The sequence below is a fragment of the Aliihoeflea aestuarii genome, assembly GCF_024105665.1.
In the GTDB taxonomy this organism is placed as follows: Bacteria; Pseudomonadota; Alphaproteobacteria; order Rhizobiales; family Rhizobiaceae; genus Aliihoeflea; species Aliihoeflea aestuarii.
Genome location: NZ_JAAAMK010000002.1, coordinates 488,205 through 506,919, shown reverse-complemented (window position 1 = coordinate 506,919; position 18,715 = coordinate 488,205). Strand labels below are relative to the sequence as shown.

Here is an 18,715-nt window from a genome sequence, read left to right as displayed (position 1 = left end):
CCCCGCCTTCAATCTCCAAACGGCACCCATATGTTCTTCACTTCGACGGCCCGTGGCAACAGCAGATCGTGAGGCGTGGACGTCCAGTCGACCGATTTGCCTCCACTCGTCCACACGCGCTTGAGATTGCCCGCCGATTCGGCTTCGACCACGCGGCAGGTCTCGTTGTCGGCGACGCACCAAAGACCGTCCACATCGTCGTGCATGGCCAGGACTTTGGCAAGTTCGGCTGAAGGGCCGGTGACGATGTTGACGGCGCCGGACGGCAGGTCCGACGTTTCCATGACCTGATAGAGATCCGTTGCGACCAGCGCATGACGTGCGGAGGGCACCGCCACGACGCAATTGCCCATGGCGAGCGCGGGAGCGATCAGCGAGATCAGACCGAGCAATGGCTGATCGTCCGATGCGACGAGACCGACGACGCCGACCGGCTCGTGCAGCGCAAGCGTGACGGCACGGGCAGGCGGCTGGTGGACGCGGCCCTCATATTTGTCGGCCAGTCCGGCGAGCGCGAAGAGGTGTTCGACGGAAAGATCGACTTCGGCGCGTGCGTTGCGCGCCGATGCTCCCGTCAGAGCCGCGATCCTTGCGGCGAATTCGTCGGCGCGCGCGTCGAGGTTCTCCGCAAAGAAATAGAGCACCTGAGACCGATTGTAGCCCGTCGCCGATGCCCAGCCCTTGGCCGCGTGGGCGGCGGAAACGGCATCGCGAATGTCTTTGCGGCTGCCGACACCGACCTCGCCGACAAGCCGTCCTTTCGGATCGACGACCGGCATCGAATAGCCGCCGTCGGGGCGGACCTGCTTGCCGCCGATATAGAGCTTCGCCGTGCGATCGATGCCTCCGGCGTCCATGGTGGTGGTCGTCGCCGCGGGCTTTGACGGTGCAAGATCGGCGGATTTGCCGGCCGGCTTCGTCAAATATTCGCCGAGACCCTCGCGGCCGCCCTCGCGGCCGAACCCGCTTTCCCGGTAACCGCCGAAGCCGCAGGCGGCGTCGAACATGTTGGTTCCGTTGATCCAGACGACGCCCGCCTTGAGCTTCGGCGCGGCGTCGAGGGCGAGATTGATGTTCTCGCTCCAGACCGATGCGGCAAGCCCGTAGCGTGTGTTGTTGGCGAGCGCGACCGCTTCGTCAGTCGTGCGGAAGGTCATCGCAGCCAGCACCGGGCCGAACACTTCCTCCTGCGCCAGCACATTGGCGGGCGCGAGATTGGTGGCGAGCACGGGCAGATGATAATGACCCTCGGCTGGTATCAGGCATTCGGGTCGCCAGCACTCGGCGCCCTCGGCTTCGCCCTGCGCGACGAGGCGGCGCACGCGTTCGAGTTGCGTCTTTTCGACCAGCGGGCCGATATCGGTGTTTTTGTCCAGCGGGTCGCCGAGGCGCAGCTTCGCCATGCGCGCCTTGACCTTGGCGATGAAGCGCTCGGCGACGCTTTCCTGCACCAGAAGGCGCGAGCCCGCGCAGCAGACCTGACCCTGATTGAACCAGATGCCGTCGACCAGACCCTCGACGGCGGAATCGAGATCGGCATCCTCGAAGACGATGAAGGCCGACTTGCCGCCCAATTCAAGCGATAGCTTCTTGCCCGTGCCTGCGGTGGTCCGACGGATGATCTTGCCGACTTCGGACGAGCCGGTGAAGGCGATCTTGTCGACGCCGTCATGCTCGACGATCGCCGCGCCTGCTTCGGGACCGCCCTGCACGATGTTGACTACGCCCTTGGGCAGGCCGACGCGCTCGCAGATTTCGGCGAAGAGGATGGCCGTCAGCGGCGTGAATTCGGCCGGCTTCAGGACGATTGTGCAGCCGGCGGCAAGCGCCGGTGCGATCTTCCAGGCGAGCATCAGAAGCGGGAAATTCCACGGGATGATCTGGCCGGCGACGCCGACCGCCTTTTGGCCCGGAAACTCCGTATCGAGCGCCTGCGCCCAGCCGGCGTGGTGAATGAAATGACGGATCGCCAGCGGCACGTCGATATCGCGGCTTTCACGGATCGGCTTGCCATTGTCGAGCGATTCCAGCACGGCGAACAGGCGCGCATGGCGCTGCATGGCGCGGCCGATCGCGTAAAGATGGCGCGCCCGCTGGTAGCCGGACAGCGCCTGCCATTTGGGCAGCGCCTTGCGCGCGGCGGAAACGGCGGCGTCAATATCGTCGGCACCCGCCTCGCCGAGTGTCGCGAGCAGTTTGTTCGAAGCCGGATCGCGTGTTTCGAAGGTCTTCTTGCCCGCCGGTTTCTTCCATTCGCCATCAATGAAAAGAGACGCCGAGAAGTCGCGTCCCGCGAGCCACTTGTCGGCCTCGGAGCGGGATTCGGGGGCGGGGCCATAATCCATGGCGTCGTAGCGTTGCTGAATATTCACGTCGTAAACGTCCTAAGCCATCGCGTGGCGGAAACCGGCCGAATAGCGGCCGGTCAGATGATGTTCGAGTTGGCGTTCGATGTCGGTCAACAGGCTCGACGCGCCGAAGCGAAAGAGGTCCGGCTCAAGCCAGCGACGGCCGAGTTCCTCGCGCATCAGCACCAGCCAGTCGAGCGACGACTTTGCGGTCGAGATGCCGCCGGCCGGCTTGAAGCCGATATAAAGTCCCGTACGCTCGAAATATTCACGGATCGCGCGCACCATGACGAGGCCGACGGGCAAAGTGGCATTGACGCTTTCCTTGCCGGTCGAAGTCTTGATGAAATCCGCGCCCGCCATCATCGCCACCATCGAGGCGAGCATGACATTGCGCAAGGTGACGAGGTCGCCGGTGCCCAAAATGACCTTCAGATGCGCCTCGCCGCAGGCTTCGCGAAAGGCCGCGATCTCGTCATAAAGTTCCTGCCAGCGCGCGCCGAACACCAGCCCGCGCGGGATGACGATATCGATCTCGTCCGCGCCGTCGGCGACGGAGGCGCGCACTTCGACCAGCCGGGTTTCCAGCGGGGCGAGCCCGTGCGGGAAGGCGGTCGAGACGGCGGCGACGTGAATGCCGCTCCCGTCCAGCGCCTTTACGGCCGTCGCGACGAACGGATGATAGACGCAAATGGCTGCCGGGTGGACCTGATGCTCAAGCTCAAGCCCGGCGACCAGATCGCCGCGCAGCGTATTGCGCGCCTTGGCGCAAAGCCGCTTCACACGGTCCGGCGTGTCATCGCTCGACAGGGTCGTCAGATCCATCAGCGCAATGGATTTCAAAAGCCACGCGGCCTGATTGTCCGCCTTGATGGAGCGTCGCTTCGTCATCGTCTGGACGCGGCGCTCCAGCGCGCTGCGGTTCACATGGCGCATCGCCTCCAGCCAGCCGAGGTCGAGCGGCATGCCCGGATTGCGCCTGATCGTCTCGTTCGCCGTCTTAGCCGTCGGCAGATGGTGCAAGGTGGCGGCTTGAAGCTTTGCCGTCATCGTTCTTGTTATCCAGTTTTTCTCGTCACCTACGATATCGCACGAAACGGGATCGAGTGGAATGCCGTCGCCGGGCCGCACACGCCCAAGAAAGCTCGAAGCTTCCTATCTCGAGCGTGTTCGGTTAAACCCTCGCGCAAAGGATGATCGTTTGACACCGCCGCTCTATAAACCACCGCTTTTCGCCATCGCGCCGATGATGGACTGGACCGACAGGCATTGTCGGTTCTTCCACCGGCAGATGACGCGTCATTCGCTGCTCTATACGGAGATGGTGGTGGCCGATGCGGTGATCCACGGCAATCGCGACCGGCTGCTCGGTTTGTCGCCCGAGGAACATCCCGTCGCCCTGCAACTGGGCGGGAGCGATCCGGCAAAGCTTGCTCGGGCGGCGTCGATCGCAGCCGAATGGGGCTATGACGAGATCAACCTCAATGTCGGCTGTCCGTCGGATCGTGTTCAAAGCGGCACGTTCGGCGCGTGCCTGATGCGCACGCCAGATCTCGTCGCCGACTGCGTGGCGGCGATGAAGGCCGAAGTGTCCGTTCCCGTTACCGTCAAATGCAGGATCGGCGTCGATGATCAGGATCCGGAAGTCGCGCTGGACGAGATCGCCGACAAGGTGATCGCAGCCGGCGCCGATGCGCTGTGGGTCCATGCACGCAAGGCGTGGCTGCAGGGTTTGAGTCCCAAGGAAAACCGCGATATCCCGCCGCTCGACTATGACCGGGTCCATCGTTTGAAACGGCGGCTTCCCAATCGCTTCATCGGCATCAACGGCGGCATCGCCGATCTGGATCAGACGGCGCAGCATCTGAAGGTGATGGACGGCGTCATGATGGGCCGCGCCGCCTACCATGTGCCGGGCCTGCTCGTCGATGTCGACAGCCGCGTTTATGGATCGGGCGAGCCGACGCCCTCATGGGGCGAACTCATCGACCGGATGGCTGACTATTGCGCCGCCCATATCGCTACGGGCGGGCGGCTTACGCACGTCACGCGGCACATGGTGGGACTTTTCCACGGCATGCAGGGCGCAAGGCGTTTCCGCCAGATTCTGTCGACCGAGGCGACGAGGCCGGGCGCGGGGCCTGAAGTGCTTCATGCGGCCTTTGCTGAGATTCGGCTGGGCCAGGACCGCGACGCGGCCTGATCCGGTTTACATTGCCCCGGCATCGCGATAGCGGGTCTTCACGACACTCCTTTGAGGAAACACCATGTCCGGTCTCGATCTGCCGTGGAACGAACTTGCCGTCTTTGCGGGCGTGATCGCCATATCCGGTATCGTCTCCGGCTTGATGGCGGGCATTTTCGGCATTGGCGGCGGCGCGGTTCTGGTGCCGGTTTTCTATCAGGTGTTCGAGATACTCGGCGTCGACGAGTCGGTGCGCATGCACCTTGCCGTCGGGTCGTCGCTCGCCATCATCATTCCGACCTCGCTTCGCTCCTTCACGGCGCATAAGGCGCGCGGCGCGGTCGACATGGACCTTTTGAAAAGCTTTCTCGTTCCGGTGCCGATCGGAGTCATTCTGGCATCTATCACCGCCGCATTCATTACGAGCGAGGGGCTGAGGGTCGTCTTCGCCGTCCTGATGCTGCTCGTCGCCGTCCGTCTTCTGTTCAACCGCGAGTCCTGGCGTCTTTCGCCGGATCTGCCTGGTACTGCCGGTCGCAGCGTTGCGGGCGTCATCATCGGCTATTTCTCGACGCTGATGGGTATCGGCGGCGGTGTGATGAACAACACCTTCATGACGATGTATGGCCGGTCCATGCATCAGGCGGTCGCCACGTCGTCCGGCGTCGGCGTCCTGATCGCCATCCCCGGAACGCTCGGCTATATCTGGGCAGGCTGGAACAATCCCGATCTGCCGATCGCCTCGACGGGCTATATCAACTGGATCGCGGTGGCGCTCATCATACCGATCGCGCTGATCGTGACGCCCTATGGCGTGCGCATCGCGCACGCGCTGAAGAAGCGTCAGCTCGAAATCGCGTTCGGCCTGTTCTGCATCTTCGTGTCGGCCCGCTTCTTCTGGAGCCTGATCGACTAATCTGGTCGAGCATCGGATTATCCCGAAAACCGGCCTCCACTTTTCGGCCCGATGCTCCGGTTACACCGTGACGGGGTGGCGCACGCGCTCCTTGTCGCCGAAGACACGCAGATAGCGCTCGATCTCGGCGGGGTCGCCGGTTGCCTTTTCGGGGTTGTCGGACAGCTTCACGGCCGGGCGGCCGTTCACCGACGTCACCTTGCAGACGAGCGAGATGGCCTTCAGCGCCTCGTTGCGTTCGGGCGCGCAGTCGTGGAAATCGTTGGTCAGGTTCGTGCCCCAGCCGAACGTCATCCGCACCTTGCCGCGGAAATGCACATAGGTCTTCTCGATCGTCTCGACGTCGAGCGCGTCGGAAAAGATGATCAACCGCTCGCGCGGATCGATGCCATGCTTGCGCCACCAGGCGAGTATCCGTTCGCCGCCTTCGATGGGCGGCGCGCTGTCCGGGCGAAAGCCGGTCCATTCGCCGACCCAATCGGGCGCGTCGCGCAAAAAGGCGTCGGTGCCGAAGGCGTCCGGCAAGACGATCAGAAGATTGCCGCCATAGTGGCTTTGCCAGTCCTGAAGAACGCGGTAGGGCGCGGTTTTCAGTTCTTCATCGGAATTGGCCATGGCTGCCAGCACCATAGGCAGTTCGTGCGCGTTGGTACCGAGCGCCTCGAGGTCGGTGTCCATGGCCAGAAGCACGTTCGACGTGCCGGTGAAGGAGGAACCGATGCCTTCCTTCAGGGCCTCCACGCACCAGCGCTGCCATAGGTGCGAATGGCGCCGGCGCGTGCCGAAATCCGAAATCCTCAAGTCCGGATATTCGCGCAGCCGTTCGACCTTTTCCCACACCCGCGCCTTGGCGCGCGCATAGGTGACGTCGAGCGCGAAGCGGCCCATCGATTTCAGCGCGGCGCGCGAACGCAATTCGTTGATGATGGCAAGCGCGGGAATCTCCCACATCGTCGTGTCGTGCCAGCGACCGTGGAAGGTCAGCTCGAACTGGCCGTCGCGGCGGGTCAGTTCATATTCAGGCAGGCGGAAATCGGCGAGCCAACGAAGGAAATCATGACGAAAGATCTGGTTGCGGCCATAGAAGGTGTTGCCGCCGAGCCAGATCATCTCCTTCTTGGTGAAGCGCAGCGTGCGGGCATGGTCGAGCTGTGCGCGCAATTCGCCCTCGTCGATCTCGTCGGCGAGCCGCACCGATTTTGTGCGGTTGATCAGCGTGAAGGTCGCGTCGACATCGGGATAGACGCCGCGGATCATCTGCAACATCAGGAGCTTGTAGAAGTCGGTATCCAGCAGGCTGCGGATGATTGGATCGAGCTTCCAGGTATGGTTGTAAACCCGGCGCGCGATATCGGTCTTGATCATAATAAGCGTCTTTTCGGCTTGTCGCTCACTCCCGGCCGTCCGGCCGCCGTCTCAAACCTGCACGAAAACCGGCTTAACTCAAGATGGAGCCGCTTGGGCCAGATGGCGATGCGCGGCATAGAGCGAGATCGCCGCGGCATTCGACACGTTGAGCGAACGGATGGCGCCCGGCATGTCGAGGCGGGCGAGGGCGGTGACCGTCTCTCGCGTCTTCTGGCGCAGGCCCTTGCCTTCGGCGCCCAGCACAAGCGCGAGGCGTTCGCCGGCAAAGGTCTTTTCCAAAATAGCTGAACCTTCCGAATCGAGGCCGACCGTCTGGAAGCCGAGTATCGCCAGTTCCTCCAGCGCTTCGGCCAGATTGCGGACCTCGATATGATCGATGTGCTCCAGCGCGCCGGACGCCGACTTCGCCAGCACGCCCGATTCCTGAGGGCTGTGACGCCCGGTCGTGATCAGCGCGCCGGCCGAAAATGCGACCGCCGAGCGCATGATCGCGCCGACATTGTGCGGGTCGGTCACCTGATCGAGCACCAGCAGGAGCCGTGTTTCCTTCAGGTCGGCGAGGCGTTTGGGTTTCAGTGGCATCGCTTCGATCAATACGCCCTGATGGACAGCATCGGAACCCACGAGCTTGTCGATCTCGCGCGGCTCGACGATTTCGGCCAGGTAGGGCATGTCGAGCGGCTCGGAAAGGCCGAGGCGGGCGAGCGCGTTGCGCGTCACCAGAAGACGCCTGATCTTGCGGCGCGGATTGTCGAGCGCGGCACGCACGGTGTGAAGCCCGTAGAGCCGCACCGAGCCGTCGTCAGGCTGGACGCTCGCCTCGATCGCAGGGCGTTCGCGCCGGACAGGGCCACCCGCCTTTTCGTCGCGGAACTTGCGCCTCAACGTTGCGTAGTGACTGTCCTTGGGAGTGCCCTGCGGGCCGGTCTTTTTCGTGCTCATGGCCCTCTATAGACGGCTCGCGGAACGTTTGACATGGGGCGACGCATGGTCACCTTCGAATTTCCAGACAAAGCGACGGCGCGCGGTTGACAGGTTTTGCGCGTCCCGCCATAAGGCCCCTCGCGGATTTGGATGGGATTGTCTGTTCTATTCGGTTCGCAGCCAAGCCTCGTTGCACGGCTCCGATGTGGTCTGACGGAGGGGTGTCCGAGTGGTTAAAGGAGACGGACTGTAAATCCGTTCGCTATGCGTACGCTGGTTCGAATCCAGCCCCCTCCACCACCGGCCCACATCGAACTGCCGAACCTGCACCAGAGGCGGGTATAGCTCAATGGTAGAGCAGCAGCCTTCCAAGCTGAATATGCGGGTTCGATTCCCGCTACCCGCTCCAAGTTTTTATCTTGATCGCTTTACAGTTATTCGTCGACGTGGAAGTCGGCCGGTCATTTTATGATAGCCGGCTTTTTAGGAATCGAAGGAGAACAAACCTTGAGCGAACTGACCGTGGCTGAGGCAACCGACAACATCTATGCGTCGCTTCAAGCTGACAACGCCGATATCGACGCACATATAGCGGCTCTCAAGAGCGCGCTGGCTCGCGAAGGTGCCAAGGAAGCCGTTTTCGACCCCGCCAGGTTGGCACAAAACAACCGTTCGGGCCGCAAGATGATGCAGTCTTATTTTCGCAAACGCGGCGTGAGCGTTACGTTTTCAGCATAGAAAGTCAGCCGAATTTTGTTCCCGAAGGATATCGCTGCACTGCTTCCGCGGCCATGGTCTTTGTCGGGCAGGTCGGCGGAATGTCGTCCCGCGGGCCGGGTTCGCCGATGGGTGATTTTAGCTGCATACGCGCCCGGTCAGTTGTTGCGTTCCGTGGTTGCCCGTACGGGCTCGCCGGGACGGCATGTGCCTTCTAGCGGTCTCCATGCCGAATTGTTGAGGACGGTGCTGCACAGAGCAGGCCGTGGCGCACCGGGAATGTCGAGGCAGGCGCTCTCGCCCTCATCGAAGAATTCGCCGTTTGCCTGGCAGATGTAGCGACGCTGCGTATAGTCGCCATCAAGCTGGCCGCTCTCGATCGGAGCGGTCGACATTGCCGCGATGACCAGCATTTCGATCATAGCTCATTATACCATGTATCGTGACGTTGCGTAAGATGTCGGAATGGCGACGGATCATTACACCGAGGCCGTATTCCGCTGAAATAATATGAGGCAAACTCGCTTGTCGAACTGCGTACCAATTGGTACTGCGCGCGCAGACAATTGGAGTTCTCATGAATATCGTCGCCTCGTTCTCGGCCTTTGTCGGTCGCACATTTGCTGCGTGGGTCATCCTGTTCGCCATTCTCGGCTTCTTCCTGCCGGCAATTTTCACACCCATAGCGCCCTATATCGTCGTCTTGCTCGGTATCATCATGTTCGGCATGGGCCTGACATTGTCGCTGGACGATTTCCGCGAAGTCGCGCGCCGTCCGCTGGATGTCGGCGTCGGCGTCGCCTCGCAATTCCTCATCATGCCGCTCATCGCACTGGTTCTGACGATGATCATTCCCATGCCGCCGGAAGTCGCGGCAGGCGTGATCCTCGTCGGCTGCTGCCCGGGCGGTACGTCGAGCAATGTGATGACCTATCTCAGCCGCGGCGATATCGCGCTGAGCGTTGCGTGTACGAGCGTCACGACGCTGATGGCGCCGGTCGTCACGCCTTTCCTGGTATGGCTGCTGGCGAGCCAGTATCTGCCGGTCAATGCGGCTAGCATGTTCTTGAGCATCGTTCAGGTTGTGCTCGTCCCGCTTGCGCTGGGCTTCGCGCTCCAGAAAGTCGCGCCGGGCCTCGTGCGCGCCGCGCTTCCGGCCCTGCCGCTCGTGAGTGTCGCCGGCATCGTGCTGATCGTTGCGGCTGTCGTTGCCGTCAATCAGGCGTCGATCGCAACGTCCGGCCTGATGATCTTCGCTGTCGTCGTTCTTCACAACGGAATCGGCTATCTGCTCGGCTTCTTTGCGGGCCGATCCGTCGGTATGTCGATGGCCAAGCGCAAAGCGATCAGCATTGAAGTCGGAATGCAGAACAGCGGACTGGGCGCGGCACTAGCCAGCGCGCATTTCTCGCCGCTTGCGGCCGTGCCAAGCGCGATCTTCAGCGTCTGGCACAATATCTCCGGCGCGGTGCTTGCGAACTATCTGTCGAAAGTGCCGAACGATCCGCAAGATCGAGTGCAGTGAGGAAAAGAAGAACCCGCCTTCGAGGCGGGTTCTTCTTGTTATTTCAGATCGATCAGGCGGCTTTTGCCAGTGCCATGTCAAGATCGATCATCACCGGCACATGATCCGATGGCTTTTCCCATGCGCGGGTGTGCTTTTCGATATCGCAGGAGACGAGGCGGCCGGCAGCTTCCGGCGACAGCATCAGGTGGTCGATGCGGATGCCGTTGTTCTTCTGCCACGCGCCGGCCTGGTAGTCCCAGAAGGAATAGGCGCCCTTGTCGTCGCTGACGGCCCGGAACGCTTCTGTGAAGCCGAGATTTTCGAGGCGTCGGAAGGACTGCCGCGTCTGCGGCTGGAACAGCGCGTCGTTCACCCATTGCTCGGGGTGGTGTGCGTCGTGCGGCTCGGGGATGACGTTGTAGTCGCCGGCGAGCACCAGCGGCTCCTCCAGCGCGAGCCGCGCCTGCGCCCAGCGTTCCAGTCTTTCCATCCAGCCGAGCTTATAGGGAAATTTGGGTGTATCGACCGGATTTCCGTTCGGCAGATAGAGCGAGACGACGCGCAGCGCGCCGCGTTCGGTCGAGAAGACACCTTCGATGAAGCGGGCCTGCACATCCTCATCGTCGCCGGCAAGGCCGCGATTGACCTCGTCGAATCGCAGCTTGGAGAGGATGGCAACGCCGTTGAAGCCCTTTTGGCCATGCGTTTCGACGTGATAGCCCAGCGCCTCGATTTCCAGGCGGGGAAAGTTCTCGTCGACCGACTTGATTTCCTGCAGGCAGGCAATGTCCGGCTGGCTTTCACTTAGCCAATGCAAAAGGTTGTCGATGCGCGCCTTGACGCCGTTGATGTTCCAGGTCGCGATTTTCATTCAGATGGCGAAGCTCGTGCCGCAGCCGCAGGAGGCAACCGCGTTCGGGTTGCGGATCTGGAAGGACTGGCCCATCAGATCATCGACGAAATCGATGACCGAACCACCCATATAGACGAGTGAAATCTCGTCGATGAGTACCCGCCCACCGTCGCGCTCAATGACGACGTCATCGTCGTTCTGCCCCTCGACCAGATCGAATGTATAGGAGAATCCCGAACAGCCGCCGCCCTCGACCGCGACGCGCAGAGCCGACTTTCCCGGCTCCTTGGCCAGAATCGCCGCCACGCGCCTGATCGCGGCGTCGCTCACTTCCACGGATTTCATGTTCGTTCCGGCGTCGATGCCCATGGCGTCACCTTGCGTTCGCATTCACACCATAGGTATGAAGCGCGCGGGAACAAGTCAACGAAAGCGGCCATGAGCGACGAACGATTGAACGCCGGCGAGATCGGCTTCGGCTATCGGCCGCGCGCCTCCTACGCCACCGATCCGGCCGCCACGCGCGGACGGCTGGTGCCAGAGCCCGAAAGCGCGACACGCACACCGTTCCAGCGCGACCGCGACCGGATCATCCATTCGACCGCCTTTCGCCGCCTGAAGCACAAGACGCAGGTCTTTATCGCGCATGAGGGCGACCACTACCGCACGCGCCTGACGCATACGATCGAAGTGTCGCAGATCGCGCGTGCACTGGCGCGTGCGCTGCGTCTTGACGAAGACTTGGCCGAAGCGGTCGCGCTCGTCCACGATTTCGGCCATACGCCGTTCGGACACACGGGCGAGGATGCGCTCGACGCCAAGATGAAACCCTGGGGCGGTTTCGACCACAATGCCCAGTCCCTGCGGATCGTCACGGAACTTGAGCGGCGCTATGCGCAATTCGACGGACTGAACCTGTCGTGGGAGACGCTCGAAGGCCTCGTGAAGCACAACGGACCACTGACCGGCGACATCCCGCCTGCGATTGCCGAATACAATGCCCTTCACGATCTCGAACTCGACCGTCATGCCGGGCTTGAGGCGCAGGCGGCGGCGATCGCGGACGACATCGCCTATGACACGCACGATATCGACGACGGCCTTCGCGCCGGGCTGATCTCGCTCGACATGCTGGAAGATGTGCCGCTGTGCGCGGATATATTGCACGGCGTGCGTGATCAGTATCCGACGCTCGACCCGGTTCGCACGGCGCATGAACTGATGCGCCGGCAGATCACGCTCATGGTCGAGGACGTGATCGAGACTGCCGGCGCCAATCTTGCGCGGATCGCGCCGCAATCCGTCTTGGACGTGCACGAAGCGGGCGAGACGCTCGTTACCTTCTCGCCCGCTATGCGCAAGGCGGAAACGGAGCTGAAGTCCTTTCTTTACAAATGCCTATACCGGCATCCTGACGTCATGGATGTGCGAGCTGACGCCGACCGGATCGTGCGCGATCTCTTCGACCGGTACATGGAAGACGATGCGGCGCTGCCCGAGGACTGGCGAAACGATCATATCGCGACCGACGAGGCCGGGCGCGCGCGCCGTGTGGGCGATTTTCTCGCCGGCATGACCGACACATATGCGCAGCGTGAACACCGCCGCCTGTTTGACCGTACACCCGATTTGCGTTAGGGCCGCCGCCAAGCGCGCCGCCGCTGATGCGGCCTGTCATTCCCCGTCACGAGATTTGCCTTCGATGAACATTTTCGCCGAATTCAACGCACGTATCGAGAAGATTCTGAAGGGTTTCGACCTTGAGGGCGAGGGCGGCGCCATCGATCTTTCGCGCGTGACCGTCGAGCCGCCGCGCGATCCGAGCCACGGCGATCTGGCGACGAACGCCGCGATGGTGCTTGCCAAGCAGGCGAAGACGAACCCGCGCGCGCTGGCCGAACGCTTGGCGGAGGCGCTGGGCGGCGAGCCGGACGTTGCGGCGGTGGACGTCGCCGGTCCCGGCTTCGTCAATCTGCGCCTCGATGACGAGTTCTGGCAAAAGCGCCTCGGCGAGATTCTCGACGGCGGCGGCGATTACGGCCGTTCGACGATCGGGGCGAAGCGCAAGGTCAATGTCGAGTATGTCTCGGCGAACCCGACCGGGCCGATGCATGTCGGCCATTGCCGCGGTGCGGTCGTCGGCGATGCGCTGGCCAATATGCTGGCTTTTGCCGGTTATGACGTGACCAAGGAATATTACATCAACGATGCCGGCGCGCAGATCGACGTGGTGGCGCAATCGGTCATGCTGCGCTACCGCGAAGCGCTCGGCGAGAAGATCGGCGAGATACCGGCAGGGCTTTATCCGGGCGACTATCTGGTTCCGGTCGGGCAGGCGCTCGCGGCTGAGTTCGGCTCGAAGCTTCTCGAAATGCCGAGCGGGGATGCGCTTGGCATCGTCAAGGACCGGACTATCAACGCCATGATGGCGATGATCCGCGACGATCTTGCTGCTCTCAACGTCCATCACGACGTGTTCTTTTCCGAGCGCAGCCTGCATGGCGGCAACGGCGGGGCGATCCTGTCGGCCATCAATGATTTGACGCTCAAGGGCCACGTCTACAAGGGCAAGCTGCCGCCGCCCAAGGGCCAGCTTCCCGACGACTGGGAAGACCGCGAGCAGACGCTGTTCAAGTCCACAGCGGTGGGCGACGACATCGACCGGCCGCTGATCAAGTCGGACGGCGCGTTCACATATTTTGCGGCCGACGTCGCCTATATGAAGGACAAGTATCAGCGCGGATTCGAGGAGCTTGTTTTCGTTCTGGGCGCCGACCATGGCGGCTATGTGAAGCGGCTCGAAGCGCTTGCCAAGGCGCTCGCCGGGGACGAACTCGAAGTGACCGTTCTTCTGTGCCAGCTCGTCAAGCTGCTGCGCGACGGCGAGCCCGTTCGCATGTCGAAGCGGGCAGGGGAATTCGTGACCTTGCGCGAGGTTGTCGACGAGGTCGGGCGCGATGCCATCCGTTTCATGATGCTTTATCGCAAGAGTTCCGAGCCGCTTGATTTCGACTTCGCCAAGGTGACGGAGAAATCGAAGGACAATCCGGTTTTCTACGTTCAATACGCCTCGGCACGTTGCCATTCAGTCTTCCGGCAGGCGCAGGACCAGCTCGGTACGGACTGGATCGAACCGCAGGCGATGAAGGATGCAAGCTTCCGACTGACCGACGAGGGCGAACTGGCGCTGATCCGCAAGCTGGTCGAATATCCGCGCGTGGTCGAGCAGGCCGCGCAGGCGCAGGAGCCGCATCGCCTCGCCTTTTACCTCTACGACCTCGCGAGCGCGTTCCACGGACACTGGAACCGGGGCACCGATAATAACGACTTACGCTTTGTTAAGGTTAACGATCCAGAATTGACGCGTGCCAGGCTCGGAATGGTGCAGGCGGTGTCCAACGTTCTTTCGTCCGGACTTGCGCTTGTCGGCGCGGATGCGCCGGCGGAAATGCGCTAGTTGCCTTAACGTAAGGCGTCACCTTTTGCCCACATTGCGCTGGTAGCGGCCAAGATCATTGAGACGTCGCCGGCGTCCGACCGAGTGCGAGTACGGGAAAAGGCATGGCAGACAATCCTTTCAAGCGACCCGACGAATCCGGTTTTCTGGACAATGATCCGTTCGCCGAACTGATGCGGATGGCGGACGCTCCACGCGCCTCGAAGTCGGAACCGGATCTTGCGGCAAACGAGAATTTCGACATCGACCTCGAGCGTGAGATGCTCGGTGATCTCGATGAGGCCGATGCGGTGGTGCCGGTTCAGTCGTCCGTCGCCGATCACTGGACGCAGGAGCCGCAATACGCAGCGCCCGAGCCGGCCGCTCATGACGAGCCTTTCGACGACGACGCGTTCGGCGATCTCGACCTGTCGCTCGATCTCGAACTCGAGGACAACGGACACGATCTGCCGCTTTCGGCCACGAATGAGCCGCAGGACGATCTGGTCGCACCGGCCATCGACTTCGAGGGCCAAGGTGATGATTTGTCCGACGATCTCGATCTGGCTTTCGACCTGGAACTGGATGATGACGGTCCGCATTTGCCGCTTTCGCCGGCTGATAGTTCGCAGAACGACCTCGTCGCGCCACCAATAGCCTTCGAAGCCGAAGTTGATGACGTGCCGGACGATTTTGACGTTAGGTCGCATGCGCTTTTCGCAGCGGTGCCGGAGATCGACGAAGGCGTTTCCGTTGCCGAACCGGCGGTCGATGATTTCGACCTCGCGTTTGAAGACTTCGATGATGGTGACCACACGCAGCCTCTTGCCGCGGATGAAGATTCGGCCTTTGCACAACCTGTAGAACCGGTTGCGGCGTTCGAATTCGATCGACCGGAAGAGACTGTTTTCGCGGATTCTTCCTACCCGAACGATCAGACGAGTGACATCGAGCGATTTGAATTCGATCTTCAAACAGGCGAGCACGATCAGCCGGAGGTCTTCGCCGCGGAGGTGCCTGCCGAGGCTGTGGCGGCCGAAGATTTCGATCTCGATTTCGCCTTTGCCGACGATCTGAACGAGACGGGTGCGCCGGAATCTGCCGTGCCTCTGGATACGTTCGCGCATGACGACGTGCTCCAGGCCGGTCCCGCTGACGATCGGCTGGACGATTTCGTCGCCAGCGATCGTAATGCGGCGATCGGCGGCGCATGGAGTGCGGCGGATCTGCAGGTCGAGGGACCCGTAGAATCGGTCGCCCCCCCGCGTGAGGACGTTGCCGCATGGCGTGAACCTGAATTGCGCCGGGATGTGTCGGACGACGACGACATTCTCGGCGACATCGAAAACTGGCTCAATGCCGACCCCGCGCCGGTCTATCCGGCGGCCGCGCCTGAGACATTTGCCAGTGTCGAGACGATCCGGCACGAAGAGGTTTTCGCTGCACCTGCGGTGGAGCAGAAGCCGGCCCCGCAGCCGCTTAGCCTCGAAGACGAACTCGGCGCCCTTCTTGGGGACGACGACAGCTTTTCCGCTGCATCGTTCGAAGCTCCGCTGGAACCGGTGGCCTCTCAGCCCATAGATGAACCGGTTGCCGACGATCTGGACTTCGATCTTGATCTGGACGACGTCGCCTTCGATTCGGCCGAAGAATATTTGCCCGAATCGAACGATCGGGAGACCGTTAAGGCTGAATCAAACTCGTGGAACGATTTCGACACGCAATCGCCGGATGCCTTGCATGGCGATCGCGTCGAAGAACCCGTAGCCCCGAAGAAGACGGGTCCGCTTGCCATGCTTGCGGCCCTTGCGCCGGCCGCGATGGCCCGTTTCGGCGGCGGTGAGCGCGGTTCGGCGGCCAGAACGGCGGAGCCGGTTCAGCCCGCAACGCCGCTGTTCGGCATGGCGCGGACGGATCGTCCGGTCGCACCGGAGATCGAGACGGTCGAGGTCGATGAACAGCCGACGGCTATCGTCGACGACCTCGACATCCCCGAGCTCGCCCAGCCCGAGGAGGTCGCGCCGCTCTTTTCGCCGGACGATCTGGAGGCGGAACTCGACGTGGCATTCGGCAGCCTCGCTCCCGAGGAAGAGAGTGCGAATACTGTATCCGCGTCCGCGCCGGCGGCGTCGTCAGCCGATACGATCCCCCTGCAAGGATCGTACACGGATGGCGATTACGGCTATGTCCACGAGCCCCAGTCGGCTCAGGCGGACAATGATTTCGGTGATGTCGATTTCGACTACGATCCCGACACCGAACCACTCGATGCGCCGACTCCGAAGGATGGCATGCGGCGCAAATACTTCATCCTCGGCGGCGTTGGGGCTGTCGCGCTTCTGGGTGGTCTCGGCTACTTCATGGCCGGCAGCCCGACCAGCGATGGCCTTCCGGTAATCGTTCGGGCGGATTCCGATCCTGTCCGCGTGCGGCCTGAAAATCGCGGCGGTGCGGTGGTTCCGAACCAGGACAGCCGGGCTTATCAGCGTGCCACCGGAGCGACCGGCACGCCCGGCGCCGGACAGGAAGAACTCATGACGTCGGCGGAGGAGCCGCTCGATGTCCGCTCCGCCGTCGCGCCGCCTGTCGGGAACGATTTTCCCATGGTGGGCATGGAAGAAATTCCCATGCTGGATGATGCGGGTGCCGATGCGATGCTGGCCTCAGTGAAGAATGACGAGCGCCTTGGCGGCGCGGCGGAAACCCTGGAGGACGAAGGCATATCGATCGCGCCGCGCCGCGTCCGTACGATGGTGGTGCGCCCTGACGGTACGCTGGTGGCGCGCGAGGATGTGCCCGCGGCGCCGACGCTCGAACAGCTCGAAGCCAATGCCGCGCTTTCGGCGCAAAGCCAGACGCCCGGTTTGCCGCGCGTCGAGGACGCGCAGCCGGTCGGTTCCATCGCGCCGTTGCAGGGCGAAATCCTGCCGGACGATCCGGTTATGCCGGACACGGTCGGAGTCGTGCCGAGCCGCCCGCAGGCGCGCCCGGAAGCGTCCGGCGCGGCGCAGGCGCCGGTGCAACTCGCATCGGCACAGCCCGCCACGACGGCACCGGTCGCGCAATCGGAAGCGGCCGCCACGAATACCGGCGAATGGTCGATGCAGATCGCATCCCAGCCTTCGGCGGAAGGCGCGCAGACAGCCTATCAGGATCTGGCGCGCCGCTACGCTTCGGTGCTGGAGGGCAGGGGCGTAAACATCGTCCGCGCGGAGATCGATGGCATGGGCACCTTCTACCGGGTGCGCATTCAGGCGAATACGCGCGACGAAGCCGTGCAGCTTTGCACGCAATACAAGGCGGCGGGCGGTAGCTGCTTCGTTTCCCGCTAATCCCTCAAGCCGGGCTTCGTGCCCGGCTGTCTCTCACGCGGGGCGATGATTGACGCCCCGCATCTGCATGTCATGGTTGATCAATGAGCGATTCGAAAGCCCTGATTCTGGGTGCCTCGGGCACCGTCTTGTCGCGTGATGAGCAGGTGTTCTTTGCCAATGAAGCACCCTGGGGTTTCATCCTGTTCGCCCGAAACCTGTCGGAGCCGGATCAGATTCGCGATCTCGTGGCGTCGATGCGCGAGAGCGTCGGGCGGCCCGATGCGCCGGTCTTCATCGATCAGGAAGGCGGGCGCGTTCAGCGCCTGCGGCCGCCGCTGGCCGGATATTATCCGCCGGCCGATACGCTCGGACGCATCTACACGCAGGATCGGGAAGCCGCCGTCCGTGCAAGCTGGCTGATGTCGCGTCTTCATGCGCTCGACCTGATCCAGTACGGCATCAACGCCGATTGTCTTCCGGTGCTCGATGTACCGGTCGAGGGTGCGCATGACGTGATCGGCGACCGGGCCTATGCGCACGATCCCGAAATCGTCGCGATTCTCGGCAAGGCCGCCGCCGAAGGTTTGCTTGCCGGCGGGGTGATGCCCGTGATCAAGCACATACCCGGCCACGGTCGCGCCTTTTCCGACAGCCACCATGCGCTTCCTGTGGTCGACGCCGGGCTGGACGAATTGCGCCGGCATGATTTCGTGCCGTTCAAGGCGCTTTGCGACGCACCCGCCGCCATGACCGCCCATGTCGTCTATACCGCCATCGACGCCGGTAATCCGGCGACCACGTCGCCGCGCGTCATCAGCGAATTCATTCGCGGAGAGATCGGTTTCGACGGGCTTTTGATGAGCGACGATCTGTCGATGAAGGCGCTTTCCGGGGATTTCGCCACACGTACCCGCTCGTCGCTTGCGGCAGGCTGCGATATGGTCCTTCACTGCAATGGCGACATGGCGGAGATGAAGCCGATCGCACAGGCCGCTCCGGTATTGGCCGGTCTGGCAAAGGCGCGCGCGGTTCGGGCCATCGAATCGCTCGACAGACAGGCAGGGGCGGAATACGCAAATCTGCGTCAGGAATTTGAGGGACTGATCGCCGTCTAGAAAGAACGGATTTGGTCAAGGAAAAGACCGCA

General features: G+C 62.5%; 15 protein-coding genes and 2 tRNA genes. 10 read left to right on the top strand and 7 right to left on the bottom strand.

Annotation, left to right across the window (positions count from 1 at the left end):
- Window positions 1-8: 8 nt before the first annotated feature.
- Together GTW25_RS06845 and deoC are read right to left on the bottom strand one after the other, a co-directional pair.
- Window positions 9-2,372 carry an aldehyde dehydrogenase family protein gene (locus GTW25_RS06845; protein ID WP_252911196.1) on the bottom strand — a complete coding sequence of 788 codons (2,364 nt, stop codon included), beginning with the start codon at window positions 2,370-2,372 and terminating at the stop codon, window positions 9-11.
- 12 nt (window positions 2,373-2,384) lie between these two features.
- On the bottom strand, window positions 2,385-3,398 hold the full coding sequence (gene deoC / locus GTW25_RS06840; RefSeq protein WP_252911195.1) for a deoxyribose-phosphate aldolase: 1,014 nt from the start codon (window positions 3,396-3,398) through the stop codon (window positions 2,385-2,387).
- 151 nt (window positions 3,399-3,549) lie between these two features.
- Between deoC and dusA the strand changes: the two genes are divergently transcribed.
- A complete protein-coding gene (gene dusA, locus GTW25_RS06835) occupies window positions 3,550-4,551 on the top strand; it encodes a tRNA dihydrouridine(20/20a) synthase DusA (RefSeq protein WP_290127921.1) in 1,002 nt (333 codons plus the stop codon).
- 64 nt (window positions 4,552-4,615) lie between these two features.
- Window positions 4,616-5,449, top strand: coding sequence for a sulfite exporter TauE/SafE family protein (locus GTW25_RS06830; protein ID WP_252911194.1), 834 nt, complete (start codon window positions 4,616-4,618; stop codon window positions 5,447-5,449).
- Window positions 5,450-5,509: 60 nt separating this feature from the next.
- On the opposite strand, the gene pncB is transcribed toward GTW25_RS06830, so the two are convergent.
- Both pncB and GTW25_RS06820 read right to left on the bottom strand, forming a co-directional pair.
- A complete protein-coding gene (pncB, locus tag GTW25_RS06825; RefSeq protein WP_252911193.1) occupies window positions 5,510-6,814 on the bottom strand; it encodes a nicotinate phosphoribosyltransferase in 1,305 nt (434 codons plus the stop codon).
- A 78-nt stretch (window positions 6,815-6,892) separates the two neighbouring features.
- Window positions 6,893-7,759, bottom strand: coding sequence for a TrmH family RNA methyltransferase (locus GTW25_RS06820; protein ID WP_252911192.1), 867 nt, complete (start codon window positions 7,757-7,759; stop codon window positions 6,893-6,895).
- A gap of 197 nt (window positions 7,760-7,956) precedes the next feature.
- Between GTW25_RS06820 and GTW25_RS06815 the strand changes: the two genes are divergently transcribed.
- The 3 genes from GTW25_RS06815 to GTW25_RS06805 all read left to right on the top strand — a co-directional run bounded on the left by GTW25_RS06815 (window position 7,957) and on the right by GTW25_RS06805 (window position 8,479).
- Window positions 7,957-8,041 (top strand) — tRNA-Tyr (locus tag GTW25_RS06815).
- Window positions 8,042-8,076: 35 nt separating this feature from the next.
- Window positions 8,077-8,150: transfer RNA gene (locus GTW25_RS06810), tRNA-Gly, on the top strand.
- A gap of 98 nt (window positions 8,151-8,248) precedes the next feature.
- Window positions 8,249-8,479 carry a hypothetical protein gene (locus tag GTW25_RS06805; RefSeq protein WP_252911191.1) on the top strand — a complete coding sequence of 77 codons (231 nt, stop codon included), beginning with the start codon at window positions 8,249-8,251 and terminating at the stop codon, window positions 8,477-8,479.
- Window positions 8,480-8,616: 137 nt separating this feature from the next.
- Here GTW25_RS06805 and GTW25_RS06800 read toward each other — a convergent pair whose 3' ends face one another.
- On the bottom strand, window positions 8,617-8,880 hold the full coding sequence (locus tag GTW25_RS06800) for a hypothetical protein (protein ID WP_252911190.1): 264 nt from the start codon (window positions 8,878-8,880) through the stop codon (window positions 8,617-8,619).
- Between the two features lie 155 nt (window positions 8,881-9,035).
- Between GTW25_RS06800 and GTW25_RS06795 the strand changes: the two genes are divergently transcribed.
- Window positions 9,036-9,983, top strand: a complete 948-nt coding sequence (locus GTW25_RS06795) for a bile acid:sodium symporter family protein (protein WP_252911189.1) — start codon at window positions 9,036-9,038, stop codon at window positions 9,981-9,983.
- Between the two features lie 52 nt (window positions 9,984-10,035).
- Here GTW25_RS06795 and xth read toward each other — a convergent pair whose 3' ends face one another.
- Together xth and GTW25_RS06785 are read right to left on the bottom strand one after the other, a co-directional pair.
- Window positions 10,036-10,836 (bottom strand): exodeoxyribonuclease III, encoded by an 801-nt coding sequence (gene xth / locus GTW25_RS06790; RefSeq protein ID WP_252911188.1) that lies wholly within the window; start codon window positions 10,834-10,836, stop codon window positions 10,036-10,038.
- Window positions 10,837-11,187, bottom strand: coding sequence for a HesB/IscA family protein (locus GTW25_RS06785; RefSeq protein WP_252911187.1), 351 nt, complete (start codon window positions 11,185-11,187; stop codon window positions 10,837-10,839). It abuts the gene before it with no gap.
- 69 nt (window positions 11,188-11,256) lie between these two features.
- On the opposite strand from GTW25_RS06785, the gene GTW25_RS06780 reads away from it, so the two are divergent.
- From GTW25_RS06780 to nagZ, 4 genes are all read left to right on the top strand, one after another.
- Window positions 11,257-12,456 carry a deoxyguanosinetriphosphate triphosphohydrolase gene (locus GTW25_RS06780; protein WP_372493073.1) on the top strand — a complete coding sequence of 400 codons (1,200 nt, stop codon included), beginning with the start codon at window positions 11,257-11,259 and terminating at the stop codon, window positions 12,454-12,456.
- A 64-nt stretch (window positions 12,457-12,520) separates the two neighbouring features.
- Window positions 12,521-14,275, top strand: coding sequence for an arginine--tRNA ligase (gene argS / locus GTW25_RS06775; RefSeq protein WP_252911186.1), 1,755 nt, complete (start codon window positions 12,521-12,523; stop codon window positions 14,273-14,275).
- 104 nt (window positions 14,276-14,379) lie between these two features.
- Entirely contained in the window at window positions 14,380-17,586 is a 3,207-nt protein-coding gene (locus tag GTW25_RS06770) for an SPOR domain-containing protein (RefSeq protein WP_252911185.1), read from the top strand.
- Window positions 17,587-17,669: 83 nt separating this feature from the next.
- Window positions 17,670-18,683: a beta-N-acetylhexosaminidase gene (nagZ, locus tag GTW25_RS06765; protein ID WP_252911184.1), complete on the top strand. Its 1,014-nt coding sequence runs from the start codon at window positions 17,670-17,672 to the stop codon at window positions 18,681-18,683.
- Window positions 18,684-18,715 lie beyond the last annotated feature (32 nt).

Coding starts and splice junctions, on each gene's coding strand:
- deoC (WP_252911195.1), bottom strand. CDS start 3,398: ATGACGGCAAAGCTTCAAGCCGCCACCTTGCACCATCTGCCGACGGCT.
- GTW25_RS06830 (WP_252911194.1), top strand. CDS start 4,616: ATGTCCGGTCTCGATCTGCCGTGGAACGAACTTGCCGTCTTTGCGGGC.
- pncB (WP_252911193.1), bottom strand. CDS start 6,814: ATGATCAAGACCGATATCGCGCGCCGGGTTTACAACCATACCTGGAAG.
- GTW25_RS06820 (WP_252911192.1), bottom strand. CDS start 7,759: ATGAGCACGAAAAAGACCGGCCCGCAGGGCACTCCCAAGGACAGTCAC.
- GTW25_RS06800 (WP_252911190.1), bottom strand. CDS start 8,880: ATGATCGAAATGCTGGTCATCGCGGCAATGTCGACCGCTCCGATCGAG.
- GTW25_RS06795 (WP_252911189.1), top strand. CDS start 9,036: ATGAATATCGTCGCCTCGTTCTCGGCCTTTGTCGGTCGCACATTTGCT.
- xth (WP_252911188.1), bottom strand. CDS start 10,836: ATGAAAATCGCGACCTGGAACATCAACGGCGTCAAGGCGCGCATCGAC.
- GTW25_RS06785 (WP_252911187.1), bottom strand. CDS start 11,187: ATGGGCATCGACGCCGGAACGAACATGAAATCCGTGGAAGTGAGCGAC.
- GTW25_RS06780 (WP_372493073.1), top strand. CDS start 11,257: ATGAGCGACGAACGATTGAACGCCGGCGAGATCGGCTTCGGCTATCGG.
- argS (WP_252911186.1), top strand. CDS start 12,521: ATGAACATTTTCGCCGAATTCAACGCACGTATCGAGAAGATTCTGAAG.
- GTW25_RS06770 (WP_252911185.1), top strand. CDS start 14,380: ATGGCAGACAATCCTTTCAAGCGACCCGACGAATCCGGTTTTCTGGAC.
- nagZ (WP_252911184.1), top strand. CDS start 17,670: ATGAGCGATTCGAAAGCCCTGATTCTGGGTGCCTCGGGCACCGTCTTG.